Origin of the sequence: Shewanella sp. N2AIL (assembly GCF_022690845.1) — a bacterium.
In the GTDB taxonomy this organism is placed as follows: Bacteria; Pseudomonadota; Gammaproteobacteria; order Enterobacterales; family Shewanellaceae; genus Shewanella; species Shewanella baltica.
Genome location: NZ_JALBYT010000019.1, coordinates 35,984 through 62,468, shown reverse-complemented (window position 1 = coordinate 62,468; position 26,485 = coordinate 35,984). Strand labels below are relative to the sequence as shown.

26 protein-coding genes are annotated in these 26,485 nt (G+C 45.9%); 12 read left to right on the top strand and 14 right to left on the bottom strand.

The annotated features are described in order from the left end of the window. Positions 1-262: 262 nt before the first annotated feature. On the top strand, positions 263-1,639 hold the full coding sequence (locus MO387_RS12565; RefSeq protein WP_107949361.1) for a sodium:alanine symporter family protein: 1,377 nt from the start codon (positions 263-265) through the stop codon (positions 1,637-1,639). An 87-nt stretch (positions 1,640-1,726) separates the two neighbouring features. Here MO387_RS12565 and MO387_RS12560 read toward each other — a convergent pair whose 3' ends face one another. After that, entirely contained in the window at positions 1,727-3,082 is a 1,356-nt protein-coding gene (locus MO387_RS12560; protein ID WP_107949359.1) for a flavohemoglobin expression-modulating QEGLA motif protein, read from the bottom strand. Positions 3,083-3,360: 278 nt separating this feature from the next. Here MO387_RS12560 and MO387_RS12555 point away from each other — a divergent pair, with 278 nt between their 5' ends. Continuing rightward, entirely contained in the window at positions 3,361-4,323 is a 963-nt protein-coding gene (locus MO387_RS12555) for a PDC sensor domain-containing protein (protein ID WP_007650866.1), read from the top strand. 182 nt (positions 4,324-4,505) lie between these two features. Here MO387_RS12555 and MO387_RS12550 read toward each other — a convergent pair whose 3' ends face one another. Beyond that, positions 4,506-4,682: a hypothetical protein gene (locus MO387_RS12550; protein ID WP_006079984.1), complete on the bottom strand. Its 177-nt coding sequence runs from the start codon at positions 4,680-4,682 to the stop codon at positions 4,506-4,508. A gap of 324 nt (positions 4,683-5,006) precedes the next feature. On the opposite strand from MO387_RS12550, the gene MO387_RS12545 reads away from it, so the two are divergent. From MO387_RS12545 to rimK, 4 genes are all read left to right on the top strand, one after another. After that, positions 5,007-7,160 carry a CHASE domain-containing protein gene (locus MO387_RS12545; protein WP_107949357.1) on the top strand — a complete coding sequence of 718 codons (2,154 nt, stop codon included), beginning with the start codon at positions 5,007-5,009 and terminating at the stop codon, positions 7,158-7,160. Then, positions 7,157-7,591: a response regulator gene (locus tag MO387_RS12540; protein WP_006079986.1), complete on the top strand. Its 435-nt coding sequence runs from the start codon at positions 7,157-7,159 to the stop codon at positions 7,589-7,591. The genes MO387_RS12545 and MO387_RS12540 overlap by 4 nt, the downstream gene beginning before the upstream one ends. Before the next feature lie 9 nt (positions 7,592-7,600). Next, positions 7,601-9,334, top strand: a complete 1,734-nt coding sequence (locus tag MO387_RS12535) for a GGDEF domain-containing response regulator (RefSeq protein ID WP_107949355.1) — start codon at positions 7,601-7,603, stop codon at positions 9,332-9,334. 161 nt (positions 9,335-9,495) lie between these two features. Then, positions 9,496-10,401, top strand: coding sequence for a 30S ribosomal protein S6--L-glutamate ligase (rimK, locus tag MO387_RS12530; RefSeq protein WP_107949353.1), 906 nt, complete (start codon positions 9,496-9,498; stop codon positions 10,399-10,401). Positions 10,402-10,508: 107 nt separating this feature from the next. Here the strand turns inward: rimK and MO387_RS12525 are convergent, their stop codons facing one another. The 4 genes from MO387_RS12525 to MO387_RS12510 form a co-directional block, all read right to left on the bottom strand. Then, on the bottom strand, positions 10,509-11,201 hold the full coding sequence (locus tag MO387_RS12525; protein ID WP_107949350.1) for a TorF family putative porin: 693 nt from the start codon (positions 11,199-11,201) through the stop codon (positions 10,509-10,511). 290 nt (positions 11,202-11,491) lie between these two features. Next, a complete protein-coding gene (locus tag MO387_RS12520) occupies positions 11,492-11,764 on the bottom strand; it encodes an HU family DNA-binding protein (RefSeq protein WP_006079990.1) in 273 nt (90 codons plus the stop codon). Between the two features lie 159 nt (positions 11,765-11,923). Continuing rightward, positions 11,924-12,721 carry a response regulator gene (locus tag MO387_RS12515; RefSeq protein WP_006079991.1) on the bottom strand — a complete coding sequence of 266 codons (798 nt, stop codon included), beginning with the start codon at positions 12,719-12,721 and terminating at the stop codon, positions 11,924-11,926. A gap of 83 nt (positions 12,722-12,804) precedes the next feature. After that, positions 12,805-13,185, bottom strand: a complete 381-nt coding sequence (locus MO387_RS12510) for a hypothetical protein (protein WP_006079992.1) — start codon at positions 13,183-13,185, stop codon at positions 12,805-12,807. Between the two features lie 127 nt (positions 13,186-13,312). Here MO387_RS12510 and MO387_RS12505 point away from each other — a divergent pair, with 127 nt between their 5' ends. Next, positions 13,313-13,822, top strand: a complete 510-nt coding sequence (locus MO387_RS12505; RefSeq protein ID WP_107949345.1) for a DUF4240 domain-containing protein — start codon at positions 13,313-13,315, stop codon at positions 13,820-13,822. Between the two features lie 13 nt (positions 13,823-13,835). Here MO387_RS12505 and MO387_RS12500 read toward each other — a convergent pair whose 3' ends face one another. Both MO387_RS12500 and MO387_RS12495 read right to left on the bottom strand, forming a co-directional pair. Next, a complete protein-coding gene (locus tag MO387_RS12500; protein ID WP_107949343.1) occupies positions 13,836-14,150 on the bottom strand; it encodes a hypothetical protein in 315 nt (104 codons plus the stop codon). 135 nt (positions 14,151-14,285) lie between these two features. Beyond that, positions 14,286-14,594 (bottom strand): hypothetical protein, encoded by a 309-nt coding sequence (locus MO387_RS12495; protein WP_012090285.1) that lies wholly within the window; start codon positions 14,592-14,594, stop codon positions 14,286-14,288. Between the two features lie 277 nt (positions 14,595-14,871). On the opposite strand from MO387_RS12495, the gene MO387_RS12490 reads away from it, so the two are divergent. Then, positions 14,872-15,396 carry a DUF3016 domain-containing protein gene (locus MO387_RS12490; protein ID WP_012090284.1) on the top strand — a complete coding sequence of 175 codons (525 nt, stop codon included), beginning with the start codon at positions 14,872-14,874 and terminating at the stop codon, positions 15,394-15,396. 38 nt (positions 15,397-15,434) lie between these two features. Here MO387_RS12490 and MO387_RS12485 read toward each other — a convergent pair whose 3' ends face one another. Both MO387_RS12485 and MO387_RS12480 read right to left on the bottom strand, forming a co-directional pair. Beyond that, positions 15,435-17,192: a GGDEF domain-containing protein gene (locus MO387_RS12485; protein WP_011845698.1), complete on the bottom strand. Its 1,758-nt coding sequence runs from the start codon at positions 17,190-17,192 to the stop codon at positions 15,435-15,437. Between the two features lie 160 nt (positions 17,193-17,352). Beyond that, positions 17,353-17,661 (bottom strand): hypothetical protein, encoded by a 309-nt coding sequence (locus MO387_RS12480; protein WP_006079998.1) that lies wholly within the window; start codon positions 17,659-17,661, stop codon positions 17,353-17,355. A 48-nt stretch (positions 17,662-17,709) separates the two neighbouring features. Here MO387_RS12480 and MO387_RS12475 point away from each other — a divergent pair, with 48 nt between their 5' ends. Then, entirely contained in the window at positions 17,710-18,612 is a 903-nt protein-coding gene (locus tag MO387_RS12475) for a TraB/GumN family protein (protein WP_107949341.1), read from the top strand. Between the two features lie 34 nt (positions 18,613-18,646). Here MO387_RS12475 and MO387_RS12470 read toward each other — a convergent pair whose 3' ends face one another. Continuing rightward, entirely contained in the window at positions 18,647-19,420 is a 774-nt protein-coding gene (locus MO387_RS12470; protein WP_107949339.1) for a methyltransferase domain-containing protein, read from the bottom strand. Between the two features lie 415 nt (positions 19,421-19,835). On the opposite strand from MO387_RS12470, the gene MO387_RS12465 reads away from it, so the two are divergent. Further along, positions 19,836-20,666 (top strand): MaoC/PaaZ C-terminal domain-containing protein, encoded by an 831-nt coding sequence (locus MO387_RS12465; RefSeq protein WP_011845701.1) that lies wholly within the window; start codon positions 19,836-19,838, stop codon positions 20,664-20,666. A gap of 80 nt (positions 20,667-20,746) precedes the next feature. Here the strand turns inward: MO387_RS12465 and MO387_RS12460 are convergent, their stop codons facing one another. Next, on the bottom strand, positions 20,747-21,637 hold the full coding sequence (locus MO387_RS12460) for an aldo/keto reductase family oxidoreductase (protein WP_107949337.1): 891 nt from the start codon (positions 21,635-21,637) through the stop codon (positions 20,747-20,749). A gap of 204 nt (positions 21,638-21,841) precedes the next feature. On the opposite strand from MO387_RS12460, the gene MO387_RS12455 reads away from it, so the two are divergent. Next, positions 21,842-23,599, top strand: a complete 1,758-nt coding sequence (locus tag MO387_RS12455) for a formate--tetrahydrofolate ligase (RefSeq protein ID WP_107949335.1) — start codon at positions 21,842-21,844, stop codon at positions 23,597-23,599. 170 nt (positions 23,600-23,769) lie between these two features. Here MO387_RS12455 and MO387_RS12450 read toward each other — a convergent pair whose 3' ends face one another. Next, positions 23,770-25,419 (bottom strand): mechanosensitive ion channel domain-containing protein, encoded by a 1,650-nt coding sequence (locus tag MO387_RS12450; RefSeq protein WP_107949333.1) that lies wholly within the window; start codon positions 25,417-25,419, stop codon positions 23,770-23,772. 245 nt (positions 25,420-25,664) lie between these two features. Between MO387_RS12450 and MO387_RS12445 the strand changes: the two genes are divergently transcribed. Continuing rightward, a complete protein-coding gene (locus MO387_RS12445) occupies positions 25,665-25,994 on the top strand; it encodes a hypothetical protein (RefSeq protein WP_006084232.1) in 330 nt (109 codons plus the stop codon). A 120-nt stretch (positions 25,995-26,114) separates the two neighbouring features. Here the strand turns inward: MO387_RS12445 and MO387_RS21185 are convergent, their stop codons facing one another. Further along, a complete protein-coding gene (locus MO387_RS21185; protein ID WP_086010635.1) occupies positions 26,115-26,240 on the bottom strand; it encodes a hypothetical protein in 126 nt (41 codons plus the stop codon). Between the last annotated feature and the right edge of the window lie 245 nt (positions 26,241-26,485).

Below are 26,485 nucleotides of genomic sequence, written 5' to 3'. Positions count from 1 at the left end.
CTCGAGAGACTCCCTGCATACTCAATGCGGGGATTTTTTATTTATGTTGCAAATCAATATCTCACCGCTCGGCAACGACTCTGCGTGCCAATCCATTTCGGATAAATTCGCAGATGATTTAGATTTCCAATTGTTAACTATTCGTTGTAATCTGAGGTGCAACTGTTAGATTGGCTCCTTGATATGTCGTGTTCGTTAGGCCAAGTCCTAATCCGACGGCGTCAGTCAAACTATAACAATAACAAGCAATCACGAGGTTTGAATGGAAGCGATTACGGCGTTTGTTGGCCTGATTAATGGCTTTGTCTGGGGCACACCTATGTTGGTGATGATCTTAGGCGTTGGTTTGTTTCTTTCCCTCGGGCTGAGATTAATGCCCATTCTGAAGTTAGGCACAGGCTTTAAGTTACTCTGGTCTGGCCGTATTCCTGACAAAGATAAAAATGTGAAAGGGGATGTGAGTCCGTTTAATGCGCTGATGACTTCCCTTTCAGCCACTATTGGTACGGGTAATATCGCGGGCGTGGCGACGGCAATTTTTGTCGGTGGCCCTGGCGCGCTATTCTGGATGTGGTGCACCGCATTAGTGGGCATGGCGACTAAGTATTCTGAGGCTGTGCTGGCGGTTAAATTCCGTGAAGTGGACGATCAGGGTAACCATGTCGGTGGCCCTATGTATTACATTAAAAATGGTCTCGGTAAAAAGTGGGCTTGGTTGGGCACACTGTTTGCGATTTTTGGATCACTTGCTGGCTTTGGTATTGGCAACACGGTACAAGCCAACTCAGTGGCAGCAGCATTAAGCAGTAACTTCGGCGTTCCGGCTTGGGTGTCTGGCGTGGTGATGATGCTGCTGGTCGGCGCGGTATTGATGGGTGGCATTAAGCGTATCGCTGAAGTCGCCGGTAAGTTAGTGCCGTTTATGACGATTTTCTATATCACTGCTGGCCTTGGTGTGTTGGTAGTGCATATTCAAGACGTACCAGCGGCGTTCGCCCTAATTATTCACAGCGCTTTTAATCCAGTGGCAGCCCAAGGTGGTTTTGCGGGCGCAGCTGTGTGGGCGGCGATTCGTTTTGGTGTAGCGCGCGGAGTATTCTCCAACGAAGCAGGTTTAGGTAGTGCGCCGATAGCCCATGCTGCGGCACAAACTAATAATCCCGTGGCGCAGGGGCTAGTGGCTATGCTCGGCACCTTTATCGATACTATCGTGGTCTGTTCGATTACAGGTTTGGCGATTGTGGTTTCTGGTTCTTGGACCTCGGGTGAAAATGGCGCCGCGCTGACGTCATACGCTTTCTCCCATGCTTTGCCTCTGGGTAATTATATCGTCGCCATCGCCTTGTCTATCTTTGCCTTTACCACCATTATTGGCTGGAGTTTTTACAGCGAAAAATGTGTGCAATATCTCTTTGGTATCAAGGCGGTAAAACCTTTTAGGTTGCTATGGACCATAGCCGTGCCACTAGGCGCGGTGAGTTCATTGGATTTTATCTGGTTATTGGCAGATACCTTAAACGCCATGATGGCCATTCCTAACTTAATCGCCTTGGCACTGTTAAGCCCTGTGGTCTTTGGTTTAACGCGGGAATACTTCATTAAAAAGCGTGCCGATGAAGCAGCAAAGGCCCAATCTTAATCTGATGAATAAAGTTGAATCACGTTAGAATAAAAAAAGCTCACCTAGTTGTGAGCTTTTTTCATTTAAATCAATAATCTTTACGTATTAATCCGAGTTGTTATCGAACTCAGTATCGTCGAGTAACTCAAAGGTTGGTTCGACGTTTGGTAAGTCTTTAAACAGGCGAGTGAAGTGACGTTGTACGCCTTTCAAATCGATTCCTGCTAAGCCTGAGGCAAAACCAAACCAAGCATAAAGACCACTAAAGTTATCGAACATGGGCGGTAAATATTTCGGTGTGGTCAGAATACCTTCTTGGCAAGCTTGGTATAACACTGGGATATCTTCGATCGCCAATTTACCGAGGAACAACATAGGGATAAGTTCGGGAAGGCCAGAGGTGATAGCGCTGCGAATAAAGTTAATGTTTTCCACATAGCCGCGCACATAGGAAATATCCTTAGTGAAGAAGCTGCCGCCTTCTACCATACCCCCACGGAAAACCCTTTGGGTGACGCGATAACTGTCGGTTGCGCTCAGGTTTAATCCTCTGAAATAATTGAATACTTCAATAAAGTCGGCGCCATTTTCCGCCATGTCGACCGCGGCGACACGGTCGCTAATACGCCGAGCTCGTCCAGGATTTGAACTTAGGGTCAGCATTTCCAGTAAAACAGCTAAACCCTCTTGAGTCGCGGCTACTCGCGGCGAACCGACACTGAGCCAAGTGGCGTGGGGTTGGGCTCGACCATTGAGCGTTGTGCCGACATGCACCCAACCTTCGTGAACCTCGTATACATTGAGATCCGATTCGCTGAACATGGCTTTGCTATTGAGCTTAACGGTATCGCCACCCACAGCGGCATCGGAGACGATACCGTCACTGAGGCGCACACGCATGTCATCGCTATGGAAATATTTCTCTAAACGTTGACTGAGCACGTGAACCGCTTCGGGTGCGCTAATAATCTTAGGGTGATGTTTATTCATGTGTCTCGCTGCTGGCAGCGAGAAGATATAACTGAGTTTATCGCCTAACTGTCGCAGCGTATGACGATCGCCGTGCAATCTATGACTCGCGCTGCCGTATAATTCTTGGCTAAGTTTACCAAAGGTCGGCGTGCCTCTGTTTTCGAGCATATCGACCACAAGGCGATATTGATCGACGTTAGCCACCAATATCTTGCCGAGTTTATCCCGTTTACCTAAACGTCTATGGATATCCTGTTTTAGGGAGGCGAGTTCTGCGTGGGTTTTGATGGGGTCAAAAGGTAAGGCAATGTTTTGATAGAACTCTTGCTTGATAGCCGGTAATACAGTGCCCTTATTAGAGAGAAAGCGCTCCTCCATTTCCCGCGGCCATTTGATGGCATCTAAGATTTTTATTGGCGTTTGGATGCGAATTAATTCATCGGAAAAACGGCGTAGATCTTGTTGATATTGGGCTAACGACTCAGACATTCCCGTATATCCTGCAGGTAATTTCAGCGAGAGAGATGTGGCTAATCATAGCCTTAAACCTCATTTATTCATATTGATTCGCAGGCTAGCTGAGGAAATATACCGATTACATAAATTAGCTGTTATCGGTTTTGTGAATCATTTTGGTGCACCTGTGACTATTTTAGCGCTGTGTTTATGAGCCATAAATTAGTAACTATTTGTTTAATATTATTTTATTGATATGGCATTAAAGCTGCTTTGTTCTGGACTTAGACATCGGTTGATTGGAGCGAAACATGGCAGCGATGAGTTATTTGAGTGTGATCGAGCGGTATCACGAATACGAGGCCACAGTGCATGAACTGATGGAATCGATTTTAACTGGGATTGCCGATGCCGAGTTATTTAAGCAACCTAAGGTCGATGTCAAAGCGATGAAAGGAATCGCGAAGAGCTATCCCTTTGTTGAGCTGATGTATTTACTCGATAGCCAAGGCTTGCAGATAAGCCAAAATATCGCCGTGGTAGACCATCAGATCGAGTTAATTCCGTTAGGTGGCAATCGCGATCGCAGCCAAAGACCCTATTTTATTAATCGTGATGAGTCCGATGGCGTGAACATTACGCGTCCCTATTTATCCAATGCCAGTGGCAATTTGTGCCTTTCTGCCTCCTTAGCGATTTATCAACAGGAGCAAAAATTGGGTTATTTAGTGGTGGATGTGGACTTGACCCGTTTGATTGAATTTATGATGGGCGACAGTGCACGGCGGCGTGTAACGCCGGCATTTAAAGCGGTTTATGGCGTGATAGTGACGGGGTTGTTTGTGCTGGTCACGGTATTGCTCTGGACCGCATTGCGGGATATTTACGGACTCTTTACGGTCGAGCGAATTGGCCAAGATCCGCTGCAACCTTTTGGGATCATTATTTTTATGACGTTAGCATTAGCGATTTTCGATCTCGGGAAAACCATTCTCGAAGAAGAAGTCCTAATGCATAAGGATATCTTTCGCCACAGCTCAACGCGGCGAACCATTACGAGGTTTGTTTCTACCATCCTTATTGCCATTTCCATTGAGGCCTTATTGACTATGTTCAAGGCGTCACTCGGTGAGAAACAATATATTGAACCCGCGATCTGGATGATGTTAGCCGTTGTCGGTTTACTCGTAGGATTAGGTGCTTACGTTTACTTAGGTGCTAAGGCCGAATGGTTGCTGATTAAAACTCAAGCCTATAAAAGCGGTAAAAAGTGACAAGGATGATGTAGCTTTGAGGGTGGTGATTAAGAGGGCTAAACAAAGTCACACCCAGCACTGAGGGCTGGGTGAGATATTAGGTCTGAGTGGACACGAACTGTGTGAGTTCTAGATGAACACTCTGCGATTTAACGCAGCATCACCCTAATGTTGCCCACTAGATAGTGAGATCAAATAGGCTAGAAAAAATCGTCATCTCCTAATGCCCGCTTTAACTCCGCCCGTTCGAGGTAGTCTTCTAAACGCTTTTTGACTTCACGTCTATGTTGCATTGCCTCAGCGGCTTTGCTGTTTCTCGGTGTGGTCATTGCCTCAAGTTCAGTATCGTTGGGCACGACTTCAGTAATATGAGCCATAACGAATTCCTCTTGTTGTTCCTAACGACTTTCTAACTAAAAAGAGTAGGGTAGAAAAGCAAATAATTTTGTGAGTCAGGGTGAAAAATTCTTCCCGTGTGCCGGATGATTCAGCTTGCCGCTGTTTGGCTTAAGCCTGAGGCTACAATTGGATATTTGATTAATTCAGTTCTTGCTTATTTTGTGATTGAGAGCACAACATCGTCATCGATATATTCGGGTTAATTCCTAGTTAAATAGTAGGATAAACTTGAATTTAGGCGTAATTACAACAACACTTGTAACATTGTTTATTGCTGTTCGTTTGCTAGGGAATTGGCTCATATGGACAAGGATGAGTTTTCTAAATCGCATAGCCCATCAAATAATATCTACTTTAGCGTGCTGAGTTCTAGCTGGCTGATGATTGTCGCTGCTTTACTTTTTATGGGCATTTCTTGGTATGTGCTGGAGCAATATCTTAGAGATAGGGGTGAAGAGCGTTTCGAGAACAGTGTTCAAGAGTTAACCGAAGCGGTGAATCGCAGAATGCTTGCCTACGAGCAAGTCTTACGCGGTGGTGTCGGCTTGTTATTGTCCTCCAATAGTGTGACCCGCAAGGAATGGCAAACCTATGTTGTCAATGCGCATTTATCCGAGTATTACCCGGGTTTCCAAGGCTTTGGCTATGCTCAGTTACTTAAACCTGACACATTAGATGCCCACGTCCAACAAGTTCAAGCCGAAGGCTTTAAAGACTATAAAATATACCCTGAAGGAGTTCGTGATCAGTATTGCGTGATCTTGTATTTAGAACCTTTTGATTGGCGCAATCAAAGAGCTTTTGGCTATGACATGTGTTCCGAGGCTAATCGGCGTAAAGCCATAGATCACGCCATTAGCACTGGCCAGCCAACTATCTCTGGCAAGGTCGCTTTAGTTCAAGATACTCCCGAAGATGCTAAAGCGGGTTTTTTGATGTATTTGCCAATTTATCAAGGAATTGTGGCAACGGAGGCAGAGCGGAAGCAGCAGGCGATTGGACTCGTGTATGCGGCGTTTAGGATGGACGACCTCATGCAAGGAATTATGGGGGATCGATTCTCAGGTTTGAAGCTCGCCATTTATGAAAGCCCGCAGGCAAGTGCCGACAGTTTAATGTTTACTAGCAGTAAAGTACTGCCAAATCAAAAAGATGTGTTTTATCAGTCACAGACCGACTTGATTGGCGGTAAGCAGTGGCGCTTAGACATTTCATCACAATCGCGTTTTATCTCAAGATCGGAAGAGACCCAAGGTATCTGGCTGCAATTTATCGGTTGTGCATTCATTTTGGCGCTGTTTTATTCTGTGCTAATCATGGCGCGTAATCGATATAAAGAGTCATTACTTACCTCTGAGCTAATCGCGAATGAAAAACGCTTTAGACTCGTCATTGAAGCCTCCCCAAGCGCACTATTTATGGTCGATAAGGCAGGGTTTATTACGTTAGTGAACACCCATGCCGAACGCTTATTTGGTTATGCCAGAGACGAGTTACTCGGCCGCTCTATCAATATGTTATTGCCAGACGCGCTGAGGGATGCGCATCAGCAGCACATGAATAATTACTTAGTGCAGCCCATTGCGAAAAATATGTCGTTGCGGGATGACTTATTTGGCTGTTGTAAAGATGGCAGTCGACTCGCGATAGAGGTGGGGCTGACGCCTATTCATTTCAGTAATGGCATTTTCATTCTCGCGACGATTAACAATGTGTCTGAACGTAAGCGCATTGAAGTCCAGCGTGCAGAACACATGCAAGAGCTTGAGCGGATTAATCAAGAACTCGACCGCTTTGCCTATATCGCCTCCCATGATTTGAAATCCCCACTACGGGGTATCGAGCAGTTAACATCTTGGTTAGCAGAGGATTTATCCGATAACACCAATGAAAACGTGCAGAAATATCTTGGGCTGATCCAAAGTCGTATTCATCGCATGGTGTTACTGCTCGATGGGCTATTGATGTTCTCCCGTATTGGCCGTGTCGATACTGAAACCACAGAGGTCAACAGTCGGCAACTGGCTGAAGACATGTTTGCGCTCGTCGCGCCGCCACAGGGGTTTGAATTAGTTCTAAAAGGGGAGTTTCCAAATTTCCATACTGTACGCGCACTGTTGGAATTGGTGATACGAAATTTAATCAGCAATGCCATTAAACACCATGACTTAGGCACAGGTGTGATCACTGTCTTATGTGAGGCCGCGGATAAACATTATCTATTCAGTGTGATAGACGATGGCCCTGGTATCTCAAGTGCCTATCAGAATAAAGTCTTCGAAATGTTTCAAACACTTAAACCTAGGGATGAAGTCGAGGGCAGTGGTTTAGGGTTATCACTTGTGAAGAAAACAGTTGAAAGTTTAGGTGGGAATATTCAACTCAAATCGCAGGGCAGAGGCTGTTGTTTTTACTTTACTTGGCCTAAGCAAATAGTGAAAAAGGAGCTTCTATGAGAGCAGCAGATCAATATCAACAGGTCACCATTTTATTAGTTGATGACGATGATGTGGATTACATGGCCGTGCAGCGGGCGATGAGGCAACTTAGGTTACTCAATCCCTTAGTACGAGCGCGGGATGGCATTGAGGCACTAGCGATTCTCACCAGCTTAGACACGATTAAAGGCCCGTATCTTATTTTGCTCGACCTTAATATGCCAAGAATGAATGGCTTTGAGTTTCTTGAGCGGATACGTTCAGATCCTTCACTTTCATCATCTGTCGTTTTTATGCTCACGACGTCGAGTACCGATGAAGATAGAATGAAAGCCTATAGCCATCATGTGGCTGGCTACATGGTTAAAACTGACATAAAGGACGGTTTTAACAATATTTTTAATATGCTTGAAGGTTACTGGCGAATAGTCGAGCTCCCATCCGCATAAGGTGAGTATATGGATTTACTACTGATCGATGATGATGAAGTCGATAGAACGGCAATTATCCGAGCACTTAGGCAGTCAAAGTTGACGTTTAATGTGATCGAAGCCAATTGTGCATTTGATGGTTTGAATCTTGCCTTAGAACGTCATTTCGACGGCATTCTATTGGATTATTTATTGCCCGATGCCAATGGGTTAGAAGTGTTGATTAAGCTCAATGCCATGACGCAAGATCAGACTGTGGTCGTGATGCTGAGTCGCTATGAAGATGAGAAATTGGCCCAGCGCTGTATTGAATTAGGTGCGCAGGATTTTCTGCTCAAGGATGAGGTTAATTCGCGGATACTAACCCGTGCGATTCGCTACGCAAAACAAAGATCTTCAATGGCATTGGCGTTACGTAATAGCCATCAAAAACTCAAAGAGCTGGCCGAGCACGACTCGCTTACTAAGTTGGTTAATCGTTATGGCTTTGAACTGTGTCTGAATCGAGCGATCGCAAGGGCGAAACGTTGCCACGATTATTTAGCCGTTATCTTACTCGATCTCGATGATTTTAAAGCGATCAATGACACTTTAGGCCACCAAACTGGTGATGTGCTGTTAGTTCAAGTGGCGGCTCGATTAAGTGAAGTGCTGCGCGATGGCGATATTATTGCCCGCTTAGGCGGGGACGAATTTGTCGTACTGGTGACGGATAACGATTATAAATATTTCCCCATGATAGTGGCCAATCGACTACTAAAAGTCTTTGAGGATGAATTTTGCCTCGGTGATAACGATGTGCTTATCGGTGCCAGTATCGGTGTGGCTTTTTATAATGAAGCGGCTTCGAACAGTTCTGAGCTGATGAAATGCGCCGATATCGCAATGTATCGTGCTAAAAAGATGGGCCGAAACCAGATCCAGTTTTATTCCGAAGCCTTAGACAAAGAGGTGCGCTACCGCAATCATATCGAATCAAGTTTGCGTATGGCCTTAAAAAGAAATGAGTTTAAGGTCCACTATCAAGCACAGGTTAATGCGAAAACCCATCAGTTGGTGGGGATGGAAGCCCTTATCCGATGGCAGCATCCAGTGGATGGCATTATCGCCCCCGATCAATTTTTACCTATTGCTGACGAAATTGGCTTAATGGATGACATTGATGATTGGGTGCTTGAACAAGCCTGTACCCAAGCTCAGATTTGGTTATCCCAGTTACAGCCTTTAGGCCAAGAATTTACTATTGCAGTTAACCTCTCAGCCTCTCAAATAGGCAATGAGAACCTGTTCGATAAAATAGTGCATATATTGACTAAGACAGGCTTGCCTGCTGGAGCATTAGAGCTTGAAATTACAGAGAATTGCCTCATTGAAGATCCCCATGAACATGCCAAAGTGCTCGATAGAATCGCCGGATTAGGGGTGCGTTTTGCCCTCGATGACTTCGGGACGGGTTTTTCGTCATTAGAACACATCAAACTGTTTCCGATCAGCGTGCTGAAAATCGATAAAAGCTTTGTCGCTTCCTACGACAAAGATGAAAAAGACACCCGATTGCTCGCCGCTTTACTCAACTTTGCCTATGGGTTTAATGTTATTTCTGTGGCGGAGGGTGTTGAAACGTTAGAGCAAGCAGAGTTTTGTACTGCACGCCATTGCACGGTTTTACAAGGGTATTTATTTTCACGTCCCTTAGATACCGCGGCGTTTGAGGCCAAGTATATTCTGCCACTATTAACCCAAACTCAGCTCCCTGTGTGAGAGGTCCCGAACTATTTCAATAGCATAGTGATTTCGTCTGGTGAGGAATATTTTCTTGCTTTACACTGAGCAATAGACAAATATCAGCCCCTTTTTCTGTCGCTGTACTTTTAGTGCTGCAGAACGGTTTATTCACTCATGCTTAAGTTGGTCACTCAGCAATGAAAATAGGTATTTTATCCCAATTCCCCCAGTTGTATTCGACGCAACGTTTAGTGGCGGCTTGTCAAAGCCGCGGACATGAAGCGGTCGTGATCAATACGCTGAACTGCTACATGAATATTAATTCCATTAAACCTAGCATTCATTATGAAGGCACTGAATTAGTTGGTTTTGATGCCATCATCCCGCGTATTCATGCCAGCGTGACTTTTTATGGTTGTGCCGTTGTACGTCAGTTCGAAATGATGGGCGTGTATGCCGCGAATGATTCGATCTCCATTGCGCGTTCTCGGGACAAATTACGGGCGCTGCAATTGCTCTCCCGCAAAGGGATTGGTATGCCTGTGACTGGCTTTGCCAATAAGCCAAATGATATCCCCGACCTCATCAATATGGTGGGCGGCGCTCCGTTAGTCATTAAGTTACTCGAAGGTACTCAAGGGATTGGCGTGGTATTAGCTGAGACGAAAACGGCTGCTGAGAGCGTGATAGAAGCATTCTTGGGGCTGAAAGCGAATATCTTAGTGCAGGAATACATTAAAGAATCCAATGGCAGTGATATTCGTTGTTTTGTTGTCGGTGACAAGGTCATCGCCTCTATGAAGCGCCAAGGTCCCGAGGGGGATTTTCGCTCTAATCTGCATTTGGGTGGCTGTGGTGAGGTGGTTAAAATCACTGCAGTGGAACGTAAAATGGCGATTGCGGCGGTGAAAGCGATGGGATTGGTGGTCGCTGGGGTGGATATTTTACGCTCTAATCGTGGTCCTTTGATCCTTGAGGTGAATTCGGCGCCAGGCATTGAAGGGATTGAACAAACCACAGGGATTTCAGTGACTGAGCCTATTGTTGAATATATCGAGAAAATGGTCGCTGCCCGTAAAACCAATAGACCTATTATTGCCTAATAGTTGATTACGCTAAAAAAACGCCACCGTTTAAGGTGGCGTTTTTTATGCTTAGAGCTTAGAGGTTAGGGCTTAGCCCTTAGACGTAAGACTCTAAATGTTAGACCTTAGAGATCAAAGCTGTAGGAATAGCCGAGTACCAGTTTGGCATCATCATCGGTGAGATCGGTATCAGAAACCATGAACGACACTGTGCCCATGCTGGTATCTGCACTGAGTGTGACGTTATAGTCGGCATAGTTATCTTCGCCAAACCAAGATTGCACAACATCACCGCTTGAGTAGCCATAGTGCACTGATAAGCTAAGTTTTTCAGTGAGAGGCACAGAGACAGTCGCGGCAAGATAGCTGAGATCTTTATTATCTAACGGATCGGAGGCGACATCGTCACCGGCATTGATGACATGGGAGTAACCCAGTTCAAGCCACTTCCAAGTCACTGCAGCATGGAGTTCACCAAAATCAATGCTGCCAGGAGCGTCTGGGTAGGCGTAGTAGAGGTAGCCAAAGTCGTAACTGATGTCTTCGGTAATATTGCCACCATAACCCGCGTAGAGATCTAGCTCGTAGCTCGTATCGTCACCAAAATCCACATTCGATGCCCAAGTGCCGGCATAAAATCCAGAATCATGGCTGTAGTCAATCCCACCTTGGATTGCGACCGCATCTTTAGTTTGGGTCGCACCGCGCCATAGGTAATTAGAGGTACCACCAATGTTGCCTGATACGGCTGCAAAGGCATTGCCAGCCAGTAACATTCCCGTCGATAAGGCCAAAACGCTATACAGTGATTTCTTCATGCTCATCCCCTCGATTGACTTATTTATCGATTCACCATTGGCGCACTTAAGTAAGCAGTGGTCATTAGTGCATCTTGGTTTTTTTCTAAGAAGGGATTTGCTAATCACATGCCACTATTACAATCATATGTAAAACAATACATTAGAATATCAAGTGTTAATGAAATGTTTTTATTTGCCAGCTTATGGGGCAGAGGCGCACTCTTGTTGTGCAAAAAGTATTCAGGATTTCACTGGAAGAAAGCAAAAAAAACGCCTCACAATGGAGGCGTTGTTTTGAATTTTCTCGCTTAGTTTACGCTGTCGCGTAGGGTTTTACCCGCTTTAAACTTAGGCACAGTCGCTTCAGCGATTTGAATTTCTTTACCTGTTTGTGGGTTACGGCCGGTGCGAGCTGCACGAGTCGCAGTTTCAAACGAACCGAAGCCTACGATGGAGATTTTGTCACCATTTTTCATTGATTCGGTAATGGCTGCTTCAAAAGACTTCAATGCGCGTGCGGCTTCTACTTTCGTTAGATCGGCATTTTCTGCAATTTTGGCGATAAGTTCAGTTTTGTTCATTTTTATTGTCTCTTCTTTCCGTAGATTTATTTGAAATAAGCGTGCCTAACATGCCATAAGGTTTAGCGCTTGGAAAGCCTTTTGCGTCTAAGGTGCCGCAGGATGTTCGGTAAAGCGCAGAATATTTGCTCAGTTCGTGACTTAAGTTTTATTCTGGTTTTATTCTTCTAACAGTTGATAGAGTAATTTTTTTACCAATTTGGGTTCAAAGGGCTTGTCGCATAAGGCATTCACACCCGCTTGGGATACATTGCTGAGGTGGGTATCGTTGGCTTCGGAAGACACCATCAAGATGGGAATATGTGATTGTTGGCTTTCATTACGGATATATTGAGTCAGCGCAAGGCCATCTACGCTTGGCATATTGTAGTCAGTGATCACTAAGTCAAACATATTGTTTTTCATCAACTCTATGGCCTGTGCGCCATCTTCGGCCTCGGTAATCAGTTTCATCCCTAGGTTACCGATAGTGCGTTTAATAACGTTTCTTGCCATGCGGCTATCATCGACCACTAATACGCGCACATCCTGCACATCGAAATTACTGAGGTCGAGTTCATCGTGGCTGAGCAGATCGATAGTGGCATTTAAGGCTGTGGCTAAATGCTCGGCACTGAAGGGCTTAGGCAGGATAGCGACCACACCCGATTGGCGGAATATCTCAAGTTGCTCACGGCGACATTCGCTCGATACCAGCATAAATTGAATATCTTTGCAGTCAGCGCTAGCCCTTAAGTAGCCTAAGAGATCGATGGCGGTGCCATCATCAAAATGCATGGCGCTGGCGATAAGATCGGGTTTGTGGCGAGCAATAATATCTTTAGCCGCTTCAATGTTTTCTGCGGTTTGAATGCTGAGAATGCCTTCCTGTTGTAAGCGTTGAATAATAATTCGACGCTGGATATCTGAAGGTTCTACCAAAAGAATGGAAAGTTCACTGGGCGATAAATGGCTCATAGTCTACTTCAAGTTAAGAGTCGCAAGTATTTTATTGGGTCGCTAAGCTACGCGATTAGTAACAGCTTAGCAACAAATGTCCATTACTGCGTTTGACGGGTCAAATAATGACTCGTGACCTTAGAAAATGCGATCCAATATTGCAGGAGTAAAATGACAATAATGCTTATCGTCAGCGGCAACATAGGAATATTGTGACCAGAAACAATCACTTTTACATCTTCAGGGGTAATACGATAGGCAATAATCGCTGTAATGCCTAGGGCGGAAAATCCTAAGGTTTGCATGCCGATATAAATCTTCAATACTAAGCTCGACCACGGGGTGCGCATCATTATGCCAACGAGCACGGGGAGGACGCCTAGGGTGAATACATCAAAGGATTGCGTTGTCACAGCCCGTAAAAGTGCGGCAATGCTGAAGAGGCAATATAAAGAGATCAGTAGCATAAGACGTTTAGGCATAGATGTATGTGTAGACAAGTAGCGAAGAAGATGAGCAAGTGTAGGAAATGCCCTAATCCGAGTCCAGCATAACCTTAATATCGTGTAGAATATGCCTTTTTGTGAAAGGCTCTAATAGGTGAAGTTTATGACAGAAGTTGAGTTTTGGGGTTTAGTCACGCGAACGGAAGCGGCGCAATCACAGGAGTCTTTGACTCAAGCACTGAAGCAGAAACTCGCCGAACTGAGTAATGAAGAGTTAAAAGCCTTCGATAAAATCTTTGGTCAGCAGATGCGCCGGAGCTATTTGTGGTCGGTGTGGGGTGCGGCTTACATTATTACTGGCTGTGATTCTGAATATGCTTTTGCCGAATTCAGGTGTTTTTTGATTTCACTCGGCAAAGAAATCTACGATGGTGTAGTCAATCAGCCTGATACTTTAGCGCGTTTAGCCGCTTGGCCTGAGCGAGATGCCTATGCTTATCCCTTTGTGGATGAATACGATCTTATTGCTGGGCAATTATATGAAGATAGAACCGGTGATGAATTGCCCTTTACGCCATCGGGCAAGGCGACGCCCGTAGGGAAGAAATTTAGCACTAAGTCCAAGGATTTAAAGCAACAATACCCTGAGCTCAGCGCCCGTTTTCCATTTTAATCTTGGCAATCGCTTATGAGCGTAAGCAGGCATTGGTTGTGACATCGAAGGTCATGCCGTATTTAGGGCAGATGTCATTCATAAACTCATGTTCTTGCACGGTTAATTGCTGAGTAAAATCTTGCTTAAGCTGCTCAGTCATTTGGGTTTCAGCCGCATGTTGCGTCTGAGCCAATTTGCTAAAATGAGCGTTAACCGCCTGTTGTTGGCTGATGGTCAATGGCGCCGCATGGCTTGAAAGACTTATGCAAGTTCCGATCGTTAGCAGGGCTAGTAAAGCAAATTTATGTGAGTAAGAATTTGATAAGTTAGCTATTTTTAGGTTCATAGGTAAGCTCCAAGTTAAAAATTACGTTTAACACGTCAGTTCTAAATCGTGCATCCTTAGACGGTAAAGAAAACGAGTTGTGCTGTGAGGGGCTTAGCTTATTGTATAAATATTGAACCTATGCTGAACGGTTAGTTAGCGCTCATTCTTCATTTCTTTGCATTGAAAGCCTTGCTTGCGTGTATCGAATTGGCACATAGAACCACATTCCCAAGGTACATCGTCGTAAAAGGCCGATTGTTCGCGAGCAAAATCGCGGCAGGTCTCATAGCTGTCAAAGTTATCCGTTTTTTTATACTTTCCAGAGTCATAGCCATGGTTATAGATAAAGGCTGACCAAGTTTTAGGGCCGGTATTTTTATCACTCGGGGAGATAAACCAAATCGCACTAACCACGCAGGTAAACAGGATAAGAATGAACACAGGTACAACGGGGAATTTCATTTTTATTAAGTGAGCCATGTAAACAATAGCGGAAGGATAACGTTTTTTTTGTGGTTATGCGCGTAAAATGTTCACAAATTGATAACTATGCACTTACTTAGTGCAGTCTCGATACAAAAAGATACGTGTCAATTGTGGTTATCAGATAAAATTTACGTATTTATACAAAAGCTTACATAGCATTAGCTGTACTTATATCAGTTTTGCGTTAAGCTCTAGTTCAGGTTAGATTTTGTACTGTGGTTCTCAGAAAGTTATCTAGGCCTTGGAGGCAAACATGAAAATTCAGTCCCTTTTACTCGCAGGTGTATTAAGTTGCAGTGCGGCTTGGGCGGCCGATGAAGCGCCAGTGAATCCCGTCACCGAAGATGGGGTGGTTAAAATTGTTTGGCAAAGTCCTAAGGATTTTCGCGATATCAAATCATCGGGGGAAATCCAATCCCGCTATGAGAAGCGCTTATTTGAGACCTTAACAGAAAACATCAATAAAGAAGCGGCGAAGATTTTAAAGCCGAATCAAAAGCTTGAAATGACGATCACCGATGTTGATCTGGCGGGAGATATGCGCCCAACCTTTGGTGCGACCGCCAATGATTTACGCATTATTAAAGACATTTATCCACCGCGTATAACTTTTTCCTATCAAGTTTTAGAAAACGATAAAGTGATTATTGCGGGTGATGAAAAACTGACGGATATGGGTTTCATGGGGGGGATACAGTCTCTAAGTGACAAACCTTTTATGTACGAAACCAAAATGTTGACTGATTGGTTAAAGAAGACGATTGCCCCACAACTTTAATCGTCAATCCTTCAATTGTTAAATCGGTCACTTAAGACTCAAGCACTGAGCGCTTGAGTCTCGATAGTAAGGTGATTTTCTAACAGGTAAAATCCGTTATTCGCGGATTTTGCCTGTTTTTTTGCTCGGGCACTTAAGGTCGACAGGCTATGTTCATTGGCGTTAAAGGTCAGTGCTGGTGGCAAGATACCCACGCACAGGCTGATCAATTGATGGTAGCAGGCTTCGCCTTGTCTATCGTCGGCGAGCATCTCTTGGGCTTGCCAATGCTCGGCGCTGTAAAACAAATGCTTATGGGTTTCAAAGTCCGCAAGAATTCGCTGACAACGGCTGATCATATGTTCACAGGTGCTGATAATCACAAAGTCATCGCCGCCCACATGGCCGATAAAGCAATTGTCACTTTTATATTTCAGTAACAGATTAGTCACTTCACAAATCACTTCATCGCCGCGACAAAAGCCATAAATATCGTTATAGGGCTTAAAGTTACATAAATCAAAATAGGCTAGATAAAAGTGTTTCTTTTGGATTTTAAGGCGTTTTAATTCCTCCTGAATGGGCACATTGCCCGGCAAGTCTGTCAGAGGATTTGCATGGCGGGCCATCTTAATTCTGTGCTCTGTGATCCTTTGCAGTAAATCTTTAGTGTGGCCTATGCCGAGCAGTTTGCCTCGGCGAAGTATGATGAACTGCTGAGCGACTGTATTGGCCGTCTCCGAGGTCAGCAATTGGCTCACAGTAGATAAGGGTTCGTTGGCCTCAATTTGGATGACCTGCGGGTCCATCACTTCACTTACGGCATGATTCTCATGCAAGGCACGACCATAGGGCGTACTGAAAAGTTCGAGTAAGGTCGCGCGGCTGATAATCCCCAGCGGCAACTGATTATCGACTACCACAACCGCCTGCAGTGCGGGTTGCGAGCTAAAGGTGTCACTTAAAAATTTGAGTTTGAGTGTGGGCGCCACTGTGATGGCGTTCGTGCACAGGCTTTCGGCGGATTCGCTGTATCTAGGTTGAATCTGAGTATTGTTTGGCACTAAGGTCGCTTTCATCGCGCGGCAGGGGAGCACTTCTGGACGACCTAACAAATAGCCTTGGCAATAGACGATACCCAGTTGTTTGAGTACGGCTAATTCCTCTTGCGTTTCAATCCCTTCTGCTATCACTTTGCAGGTTAAGCTTTGGCATAACTCCACAATTGAGCGGACAAACTCTTGTTTGACGGGGGTCGAATCAATTTCATGGATAAAGTGGCGGTCGATTTTGACATAGTCGGGCGACAATTCTGACCAAAGTCTTAGGCCTGAATAACCTGCGCCTAAGTCATCGATGGCCGTTAAAAAACCTTGGCTACGATAATGATTCAAGCAAGATTTGAGTAAGTCGATATCATCGGCGGGATATTGCTCCGACAGCTCAATCACCACCTGCGATGGCGCTATGCCGAGTTGTTGCAACAGCTGTAAGGTCATACCCTTGGGATGCGCGGGATCTAATAATGCCTTGGGTGATATATTGATAAACAGCTTGCCTTGGAACTGACGCAGCTTAAATTGCTCGAGTGAAATGCGCCGACAAAGGGTTTCTAACTCGCTTAACTTGCCTTCATGCTCTGCGGTCTGAAATAGCGGCACTGGGGAGTATAACGGGCTGTGTTCAGGGCCGCGACTTAGGGCTTCAAAACCGTGGATCTTATGTTCTAATATATTGAAAATTGGCTGAAATAAGGGATTAATTGCCGATTTAGAAATTATCTTATCGAGCTCTTTAGCCAGATCTAAACTTGTCATTACGTCAGCCCTTTCGTCTATGTGAGCGGAGTCTATGACTTAGAAATGACAAAATGATGACAATTTTGAGGGAGCTTAACGCTAGCTATGCGGGGGTTTTGAGTGGATAGCAGATGAAAAGAGCTGAAGTCTACTGGCGAGTTTCAGCTCTTCATCTAGGTTAGCTTTGCGTCTTAAAGGCCTGCAGCGTTTGCAGTAAAGCGCCGAGCTGGCGTACATAGGTTTCGAGTTCTTTAGGATCGAGCGCTTCATATTCTTCCATACGAGTTAAGTCATCGACCAACTCTTGTACATAGGGTAGAAAACGATTACTCGAAGCGATAAAACCTTGTTCTGCCGTGAATATGCTGGTGAAGTTTCCATGGCCAGCTTTCTTTAGCTCATCTAACTTAGCGTCGGCGTCTATGGCTTGGCGATAGGCGATTTGAAGATTCTCTTTCAGTTGCTCTATAACCTTGGTATGTGGCATAACAGCGTCTCATTGCAAAATTTGCAGGAATTATAAGGGGCAAAGGATATGGCAACAAGCCAATGGCGATTAATTGCATCAATCTGTTTTCTGGCGTTGACGGGTTGGAGCACCAAAGCGGTGAGTACCGAAACCGATAAGCCGCCATTTTATCAAGTGCAATGGCAAGGAAAGAGCGCGTATCTACTGGGTTCGATTCATATTGGACGTGCCGATTTTTATCCTTTACCCACCCAAATTGAAACCGCGCTTGGCAAAGCGAAGGGCTTAGTCGTGGAAGTCGATATGAATAAAGCCGATAGCAATGCCTTGCTGCGCCAATACGGCCGCGCCGATAAAACCAAAGGTTTAGATTGGCAGAGCCGAGATAAACAAACGGTTGAGAGCATGACGCCTTACTGCGCTGCCACGGCGAATGTTTGTCAGTCGATTCAATCCTTCGCGCCTTGGCTGCAAGCCACGCAAGTTAACTTAATACGTTATAACAACTTAGGTTACAGCACGGATTATGGCGTTGATATGCAGTTGATGGCCCGTCATGCGGCTTTACCTGTGTATCAGTTAGAAACCGCCGAGTCGCAATTTCAGTTATTAGCGTCCTTTGATAGCCAAGCGCAGTGGTCTATGGTGCGTGAGGCGATTAGTACGTCGGATGCAGATCTTTTATCGTTAATTGCGGCTTGGCGCTCAGGTAATGAAGCTGAGCTTGATAGCATAATGCAGGAGCAAATGGGCGGCGAGGGCGACACTGAGATGCTAGAGAAAATCCTCTGGCGGCGAAACCATGTGATGGCCGACGGCATTATAAAGTTAATGGGCTCGACTGAAATAACTTCACCATTATTTGTAGTGGTTGGCGCGGGTCATGTTGTGGGGGATAAAAGTGTGGTGCAACTGCTAGAGCAAGCAGGCGCCAAAGTGAGCGCCTGCTGGAAACAGACTTGCCAGTAATCGTTTAGGTCGCAGTGCTTAGAGCGATGCGCATTTAACCTGCAGGACTCTGCCCTAAAAAGTGTACATATCGACCCAGCGAAATGTAGGGCTCGCGTTGCGAATACTCGAGCTCCATTTTCAGTAGTTTTTGATAATCGAAATCCACTGGCTGACTCTTTTTCAAATAGTCGTGGATCACCCGCACGCCGGACTGGCTGATGAGTGACATTTGCCAATCGCTAAACCACTCTTTAACCTCTTGAATATAAAGTGGATGAGTGGGTGTTAGCTGTACTTTCTTCTTTACTTTTAAATCTGCGGCGACGTAATCGAAATTGCCCGACACTAAGGCATGAAAGCGCATGGCTTCTTTGTTGTAAAACATCAAAGAGAATATTCCCGCGGGTTTAAGCATAGTGAGTAGGCCCGCCATAGTGGGCTTAGCATCCGTTAACCATTCGACGACGGCATGGCACAATATGATATCGAAATAGCCATGGTGCTCGACCGATAGTGCTTGAATAGGCGCATGGATGAGCTGGATAGCTAATGGTTCAGGCGATGCATCTATCTGTTCTTGCGCTTGCGCCAACATCTCCGCTGAGATATCGCACAGCACCACTTCGTGGCCGAGGCGGGCCAATTTTTGGCTAAAGTAACCAAAACCACCGCCTGCATCTAATACTCTGAGTTTTCTATTCCCCAGTTTTGCTAGCGCAGGTGCGAGGTCGCGCCACAGTACGGCGGCACGAATGTCGCCTTTAGGCGTACCATAAATGTTTTTCGCAAATTTTTGCGCGAGCTTGTCGAAATTCTTATCTTGCACGTGATAACTAGGTTAAAGAGAGTGGAACGATAGTGTGGCACAGACGTAAATTTTTCGCACTCAGGAGATGTTATTGCCGAATCGAGATGGACAGATTTACATCGTGATATTTTAATCTATTGATTTTATTGGTAGTAATTATTCCTACTAAACTTAGGGATACACAGAACTCTGTCCTCTGGGTTATAATCACGCCGTTTTCGACAAACCTGACTCTATAGCTATCCATTCGGTGAGTCAGCATCAGCCCTTATTAAGACGCAGCGCTGCCTGTTTTACACTCGTTATCAACTTGATTGAGCAGACGTTACTCGTCTGTGCGGGGTAATTTATGGCAATGCATTTATGTGCCAAGGGATAGTTAATTAAAAGGTACTCAGACTTGAATAATGCATATTGTGTTGAATTGAACGCGATGCCGTCGCTGTTTTCTCTTTATCGCAAGATCTTCTTTGGCCGTAAGCCGGGTTGGGATCAGCAACCGCTGCCCCATATTAAGGTGACCGCGCCGCATGTGACTGTGTCTGAAACTAAAGTAAGCCAATACGCGCAGGTGTGTGGTTTTCAATTTGACGGTAAAGTGCTGCCGCCAACCTATCTCTATGTGATGGCATTTCGCCTGCATGCGGTGATTTTTACCCACGATGGCATCACTTTCCCGCTGCTTGGGATGATCCACCTCAAGAACCGCATTCAAGTGTATCGCCCAGTGACGGTTGACGAGACTTTCTCCCTCGAGTGCGCCTTGACCACAAGCCGTGAGACTGATTCAGGCTTAGAGTTTGAATTTGTGTCTAAGGCGTTTGTGGGTGAAGAACTCGTTTGGGAATCGCTATCCACCTATTTATATCGTATCGATGTTGCTGGACGTCGGGTTCGTCCACCTAAAGCCATTGATATGGCGTGGGAAACGCCGCAAAGCTGGCGCTTGAGTGAAGATTTAGGCCGTCGTTATGCTAAGGCGTCTGGCGACTATAATTTGATCCACTTGCATCCTGTGCTCTCAAAGCGTTTTGGTTTTGATCGCGTGCTCGCCCATGGTATGTGGTCTAAGGCCCGTTGTTTGGCGGAGTTGATGCCAAGTATTGGCGATCGTCCATTTACTGTGGATGTGACCTTTAAACTGCCACTGTTGATGCCTGCCGATGTCGGGTTTGGCTATGAGCAGAACACCGATAATATGGTATTTGAATTACGTGACAGCAAAGGCCGTCGCCCGCATTTAAGTGGCGATGTGCAGTTTTAAATCGCACTCAATAATGCATACAACAATGGCGCCTTCTGGCGTCGTTGTTGTTTATGGTTGTTGCGTTTGGGAGGTAAAAATTAAGGTACGCTGTGACCCATAGATGCCTGCCAAATACTGAACCATTGCTGGCGATCGAGCTGGATCTCATTGGAGGCAACGGCACGCTTTATCCGCTCGATATTGCCACTGCCGATAAGCGGCACCGGTCGGCTTGGTAGCATACGAACCCAGGCATAAATCACTTGGCTGATATCTTGGGCTCCCACTTGCTCGGCGATGAGCTTGAGGGTTTGATGCAAGCGAACTGCCTGTGGATTAGTGGTTTCAAAAATCTTTCCGCCCGCTAAGCACGACCAAGCCATAGGCCGAATACGACGTTGCTGGCACAAATCGAGCGTACCGTCGTGTAGGGTGCTCATCGCTAGTGGCGAGAGTTCCACTTGATTAGTGACTAAAGGAGCATCCAAGCGCGATTGCAGCAAGGAAAACTGTGCATTGGTGAAGTTCGATACGCCAAAATGCTGCACTTTACCTGCTTGCTTGAGGATCTTAAATGCCTCGGCGACCGCATCAGCGTCCATCAGGGGATCGGGTCTGTGGATCAGCAGCAGATCTAAATAGTCGGTATTGAGCTGTTTAAGGGAATGCTCGACGCTGGCAATAATATGCTTGCAGGAGGTGTCGTAGTGATTAACGTAGCGCTCAGGGCGGCAGGCAAACGCGGGTTTAATACCGCACTTACTGACAATTTGCATCTGTTGGCGCAGTGCAGGCTTTAAGGCTAATGCCTCGCCAAACAAGGTTTCGCATTGATATTGGCCATAAATATCAGCGTGATCCATAGTGGTCACGCCTAGTTCTAGGTATTGCTCAATCAGGCTAAGGCGCTGCATGGGCGTCATGTCCCAGCTTTCCATTCGCCAGAAACCAGCAACAAATTCAGAAAAAGTAAAATGGGACTCGCTCATGCTGTTCCTCTTTGGGACTGTGTGCTTTGGATTTATAGGGCGCAGGGCAAAATATTTGATACAGATTAAGGAATCGCTCATTAACCCTTTCGATGGCTATATATCTTAAAGCCAATCACCTAATATCCGCCCTATTCAATGAGTGTTGTGCTTAGCAACCCCTCATACTAAACCAAAGCGTATCTGAAAGGGAGAAATCGACGCATGCTGACAGATATGGATATTTCGAGTCGCGCAAGCCTTAAAAACATCACCGAACTGGGCGCCGACTTAGGCCTGTTACCCGAAGAGATGATGCTATTTGGTCACACTAAAGCCAAGGTGGAGCTTAGCGTGTTGCAGCGTTTAGCGGGGCAACGCAAAGGTAAATTGATTATCGTCACCGCAGTTACGCCTACGCCCCACGGCGAAGGTAAAACGGTGACGAGCATTGGCTTAACGCAATCGTTAAATGCCATAGGCCAAAAGGCCTGTGCTTGTATTCGTCAGCCCAGCATGGGACCTGTGTTTGGGGTGAAAGGCGGTGCTGCGGGTGGCGGTTATGCGCAAGTGGTGCCCATGCAGGAGATGAACTTACATCTCACGGGTGACATTCATGCCGTCAGTAGTGCCCACAATTTAGGGGCCGCGGCGATTGCGGCGCGGCTATTCCACGAGGCGCGCTTAGGTAAAACAGAATTTGAAGCGCAATCTGGACAAGCGTTTTTGGATATAGCTCCCAACGAGATCCGCTGGCACCGAGTGGTCGATCATAATGATCGCTGCCTTAGGCAAATTCATGTGGGCTTAGGCGATAATAACGGCCCGGAGTACGGATCTAGTTTTGATATTACTGCCGCCTCTGAGTTGATGGCGATTTTAGCCTTAAGCCATGATTTGGCGGATATGCGGGCGCGGATCGGTCGTTTAGTGCTGGCCTTAAATACCCAAGGGCAAGTGATTACCGCCGAAGACTTAGGTGTGGCTGGGGCGATGACGGCCATCATGGCCGATGCGATAAAACCGACGTTAATGCAGACCTTAAATGGCTCGCCTTGTCTGATCCATTCGGGACCCTTTGCCAATATTGCCCACGGTAACTCGTCGATCATTGCCGATGATATCGCCCTCAGGCTGGCGGATTTTGTGGTGACTGAAGGTGGTTTTGGCTCGGATATGGGCTTTGAAAAGTTCTGTAATATCAAGGTTCGTCAATCGGGTCAGGCGCCAGCTGCCGCGGTGTTGGTGACGACTTTAAAAGCGCTGAAGGCCAATAGTGGCTTGGCAACTGAGGTGGATAGCAATGTATCAAATATCCATGTGCCAAACATCAATGCGACAAACATCAATGCCCCAGATCAGGCTCGACTCGAAGCGGGCTTTGCAAATTTAAACTGGCATATCAACAATGTGGCGCGTTATGGCATTCCTGTGGTGGTTGCCATTAATCGTTTCGCCACTGATTCCGATGCTGAGTTGCAATGGCTAATCGAAGCTGTCAACGCGAGTGCCGCCTTTGGCTGTGAAATTAGCGATGCCTTCAGCCAAGGGGAGGCGGGCGCTATCGCCTTAGCACAAACTGTGGTTCGCGCCGCTGAAACTGAGAGTCAGTTCAAACTGTTATATCCAGATGAAGCGTCATTAGAGGCTAAGTTGTCCACCTTAGCCGAAGTGGGTTATGGCGCTGCAGGCGTGAGTCTTTCTATCGAGGCGAAACAACAGGTACAGAAACTGACTGCCCTTGGCTATGGACATTTGCCCCTGTGTATGGCCAAAACGCCGTTATCCATTAGCCACGATCCTAGCTTAAAGGGTGTTCCTAAGGATTTTGTGGTGCCAGTGCGAGAGTTAGTGTTACATGCGGGAGCGGGATTTATAACTGCCTTAGTGGGGAATGTGATGACTATGCCAGGCCTTGGGCTTAAGCCGGGTTACTTGAAAATCGATATTGATGCCAAAGGTGAGATAGTCGGTTTAGGCTAACGTTTAGATTCAAAACTAACATTTCAATGAAAACTCACGCTTAGATGCAAAAGCGCTGCAGAGATAAAAAAGGGCGAGCTTGCTGCTACGCCCTTTGACTCTGGTTTAACGTGCTAATGCTGGTTTAACGCTTTGGCTGGTTTAAGGTTTTAGCGCTAGTTTTAGAAAGGTTACTTCGTGGTTTGATAGATATGCACATCGCGCTGCGGGAACGGAATGCTGATCCCTTCGGCGTCGAAACGCATTTTCACTTCACGGGTAATGTCCCAATACACTTCCCAATAATCTTCCGGTTTCGCCCAAGGGCGCACGATAAAGTCGACCGAAGATTCCCCCAGCAGATGCAGTTTAATCGTTGGCGCTGGCAGTGCTTGCACCTTTGGATGCGCCTCGACGATGGATTTGAGAATCGCTTCAGCATGTTCGATATTGTCGCTGTAACCAATACCAAATGTCATATCCACTCGACGTTGGTGCTCGGCCGTGATGTTGTTAATAGTGTCGCCCCAAATCTTATTGTTAGGAATAATAAGACGTTGGTTATCCATGGTTTTAATCGTAGTCGAGACCAGACTCATGTGGCTTACTCGACCCGTGACGCCAGCGGCGTTGATTAAATCACCCACATCGTAGGGACGATAAATTAAGATCATCATGCCAGAGGCAAAATTCGACAGGGTATCTTGCAGGGCAAAACCAATAATCACACCCGCAATACCAAAGCCTGCGAGTAGCGGCCCAAGTTCGATCCCAAGCTGGGACAGGGCGACCAAGAGTCCTATGGTAAAGACGGCTTTGCCTGATAGCGAGGTGAAGAAGTCTTGTAATAACTTGCTCAAATTCAACTTAGAATTGCTAACGGTATTCTTCACTATCTGTTTGGCTAACTTGCCGGCTAGACCCGCGATAATTAAGATCAAGCAGAATACAAACAACTTAAACACGACGGTAGGGCCATGATTTATCGCTTGTTCCTGCGCTGTATTCAGCCACTGCTCGACTAAGCTCGAGGCCACATCAAAGCTCAACACGTCCTGAGTAATATCGCCTGACACACTGAACAAGGTCTTTTTCAGCGCGGCGGTGTCTTGGCCTAAAGCATCGAGTAAGTTGATGTCGATATTTAAGCTTTGGCTATTTTGGGCCAAACGTTCCTTTAGCATCATCACATGGCTAGTTTGCGCCGACGTGACATCTTTACCGGCATTGGTTGCGGTATCGACCGCGGCTTGCAGTTGCTGCTGGGTGTAAGTCACTAAACTTTCTAGCATATCTGCACGCGCAATCAAGATTTGCAGCAGGGACTCTTGTGCTTCGCTAACATCTTGGCCAACTTGTTCGAGCCAATTGAGTGTCTCGAGTTGTTGTTTGTAATAGGTGTCTTTGTCTAATTCGCGCTTAGAGATATCGAGCAGAATCGCATCATCTTTACCTGAGCCTAATTGCTGCTCTAATTTATCAATGTTGTCATCGATATAGCTATCAATCTGTTGGATGTAGTTCAATTGCCCTTGGATCAATGGCTGCAGAAAAGCACTGTCGATCGGTGTTGCTTCGAGCAGATCTTTAATCTTATTACGTAACTGTAAGGTTTTGTTTTGAATGCGATATTCGACAATCGTTTTCAACTCACCTTTGGCATGTTTTAGTTTATGGATATCGGTATCGATAGCCTGTTGCAACATAGCCAGTTCGGCTTTGACCGCCACAGGTGTGGTTGATGTATTATCGGTTACTGCGACAGGTTCGGCTTGCGTTGGAGATGAAAGGCTTAACAATGGAATAAATAGGGCAAACACTAGAGCGAGGTAGCGATGCATAGGTGTGATCTTAAATAGAAATATGTTTGAGTATGATAGTGGCTGCCGGATTGACTGTAAAACGTCGTCGAGTGAAATTTGCTTCGGAGCTAAGGTTTTTTGTAGCAAGGGTGTATTTGGCTTACTGCTGGGCTCGTGGTTTTCCCTGCATTTTCGACAAGATTAGCCTTTTATCAGCATTTGCAGGCCGCACTCTGGCAGGGATCTGGTAAACTTGCGCATCGCTATTTAGGAATCGTGTTTTCATGTTGTGTTCCCATTGTAATCAGTACATCAAGGTCAGTGACATCACCCAACAAAGAGGCAAAGGTTTTGACGCCCAAGTGCGTTGTCCTCACTGCACCGCTTGGTTAGGCCGTAGCCCAACATTGGCTAAGCTTAAGTTATTAGGCTTTTATTTGAGTGTGTTTACGGCGGGATACAGTTATTTTGATGCCTCAGTGCGGCACTTTGCGATCCCTGTGATGATTTTTTCGCTGATGTTGTTGTTCGTGAGTCACTTTATGGACCAAGTGATCACCATTGAAGCGCCGGAACCCGTCGATGATAGTGACCAAAGACAGAAGTACCGATAACAAAGCAATAAGACAATCTGCTGAGGCAGAAATGATTCGAGCGCCTTTAGCGGGCGCTCAAGGTATAGCGAAGAAGGAGTTTACCCAGGTGAATTACCGCCACAGAGTGTGACTCCTGGTTTACTGAACGACTTGTTCTTGGGCCGCTAAGGAATGCTCAACGTAATAAATTCCACCAAATATCACCACGCTGAAAATCACTATCCCTAAGATAAGCCCTAAGTTTTCACGAAAAAATGCTAGCATGAGAGTTGCCTTTTGGTGGTTAAAAACGGACGCCATATCGAGCTCAATTTCGCCGTTGTGCTCGCTGACATAAAAACTAAATACACTATAGTTACACTCACTTAAGCTAATCTTAAATGCACTCTTTTACCAGCACTCCCGTAAGGTTTCGCCGTTATGTACGAGGCAAGTTGCCGCTAAAATTACCTACTTCAAATATCTTGTAACCTTTTGCAAAGTGATTACCTTATTGCAACTTGCTATGG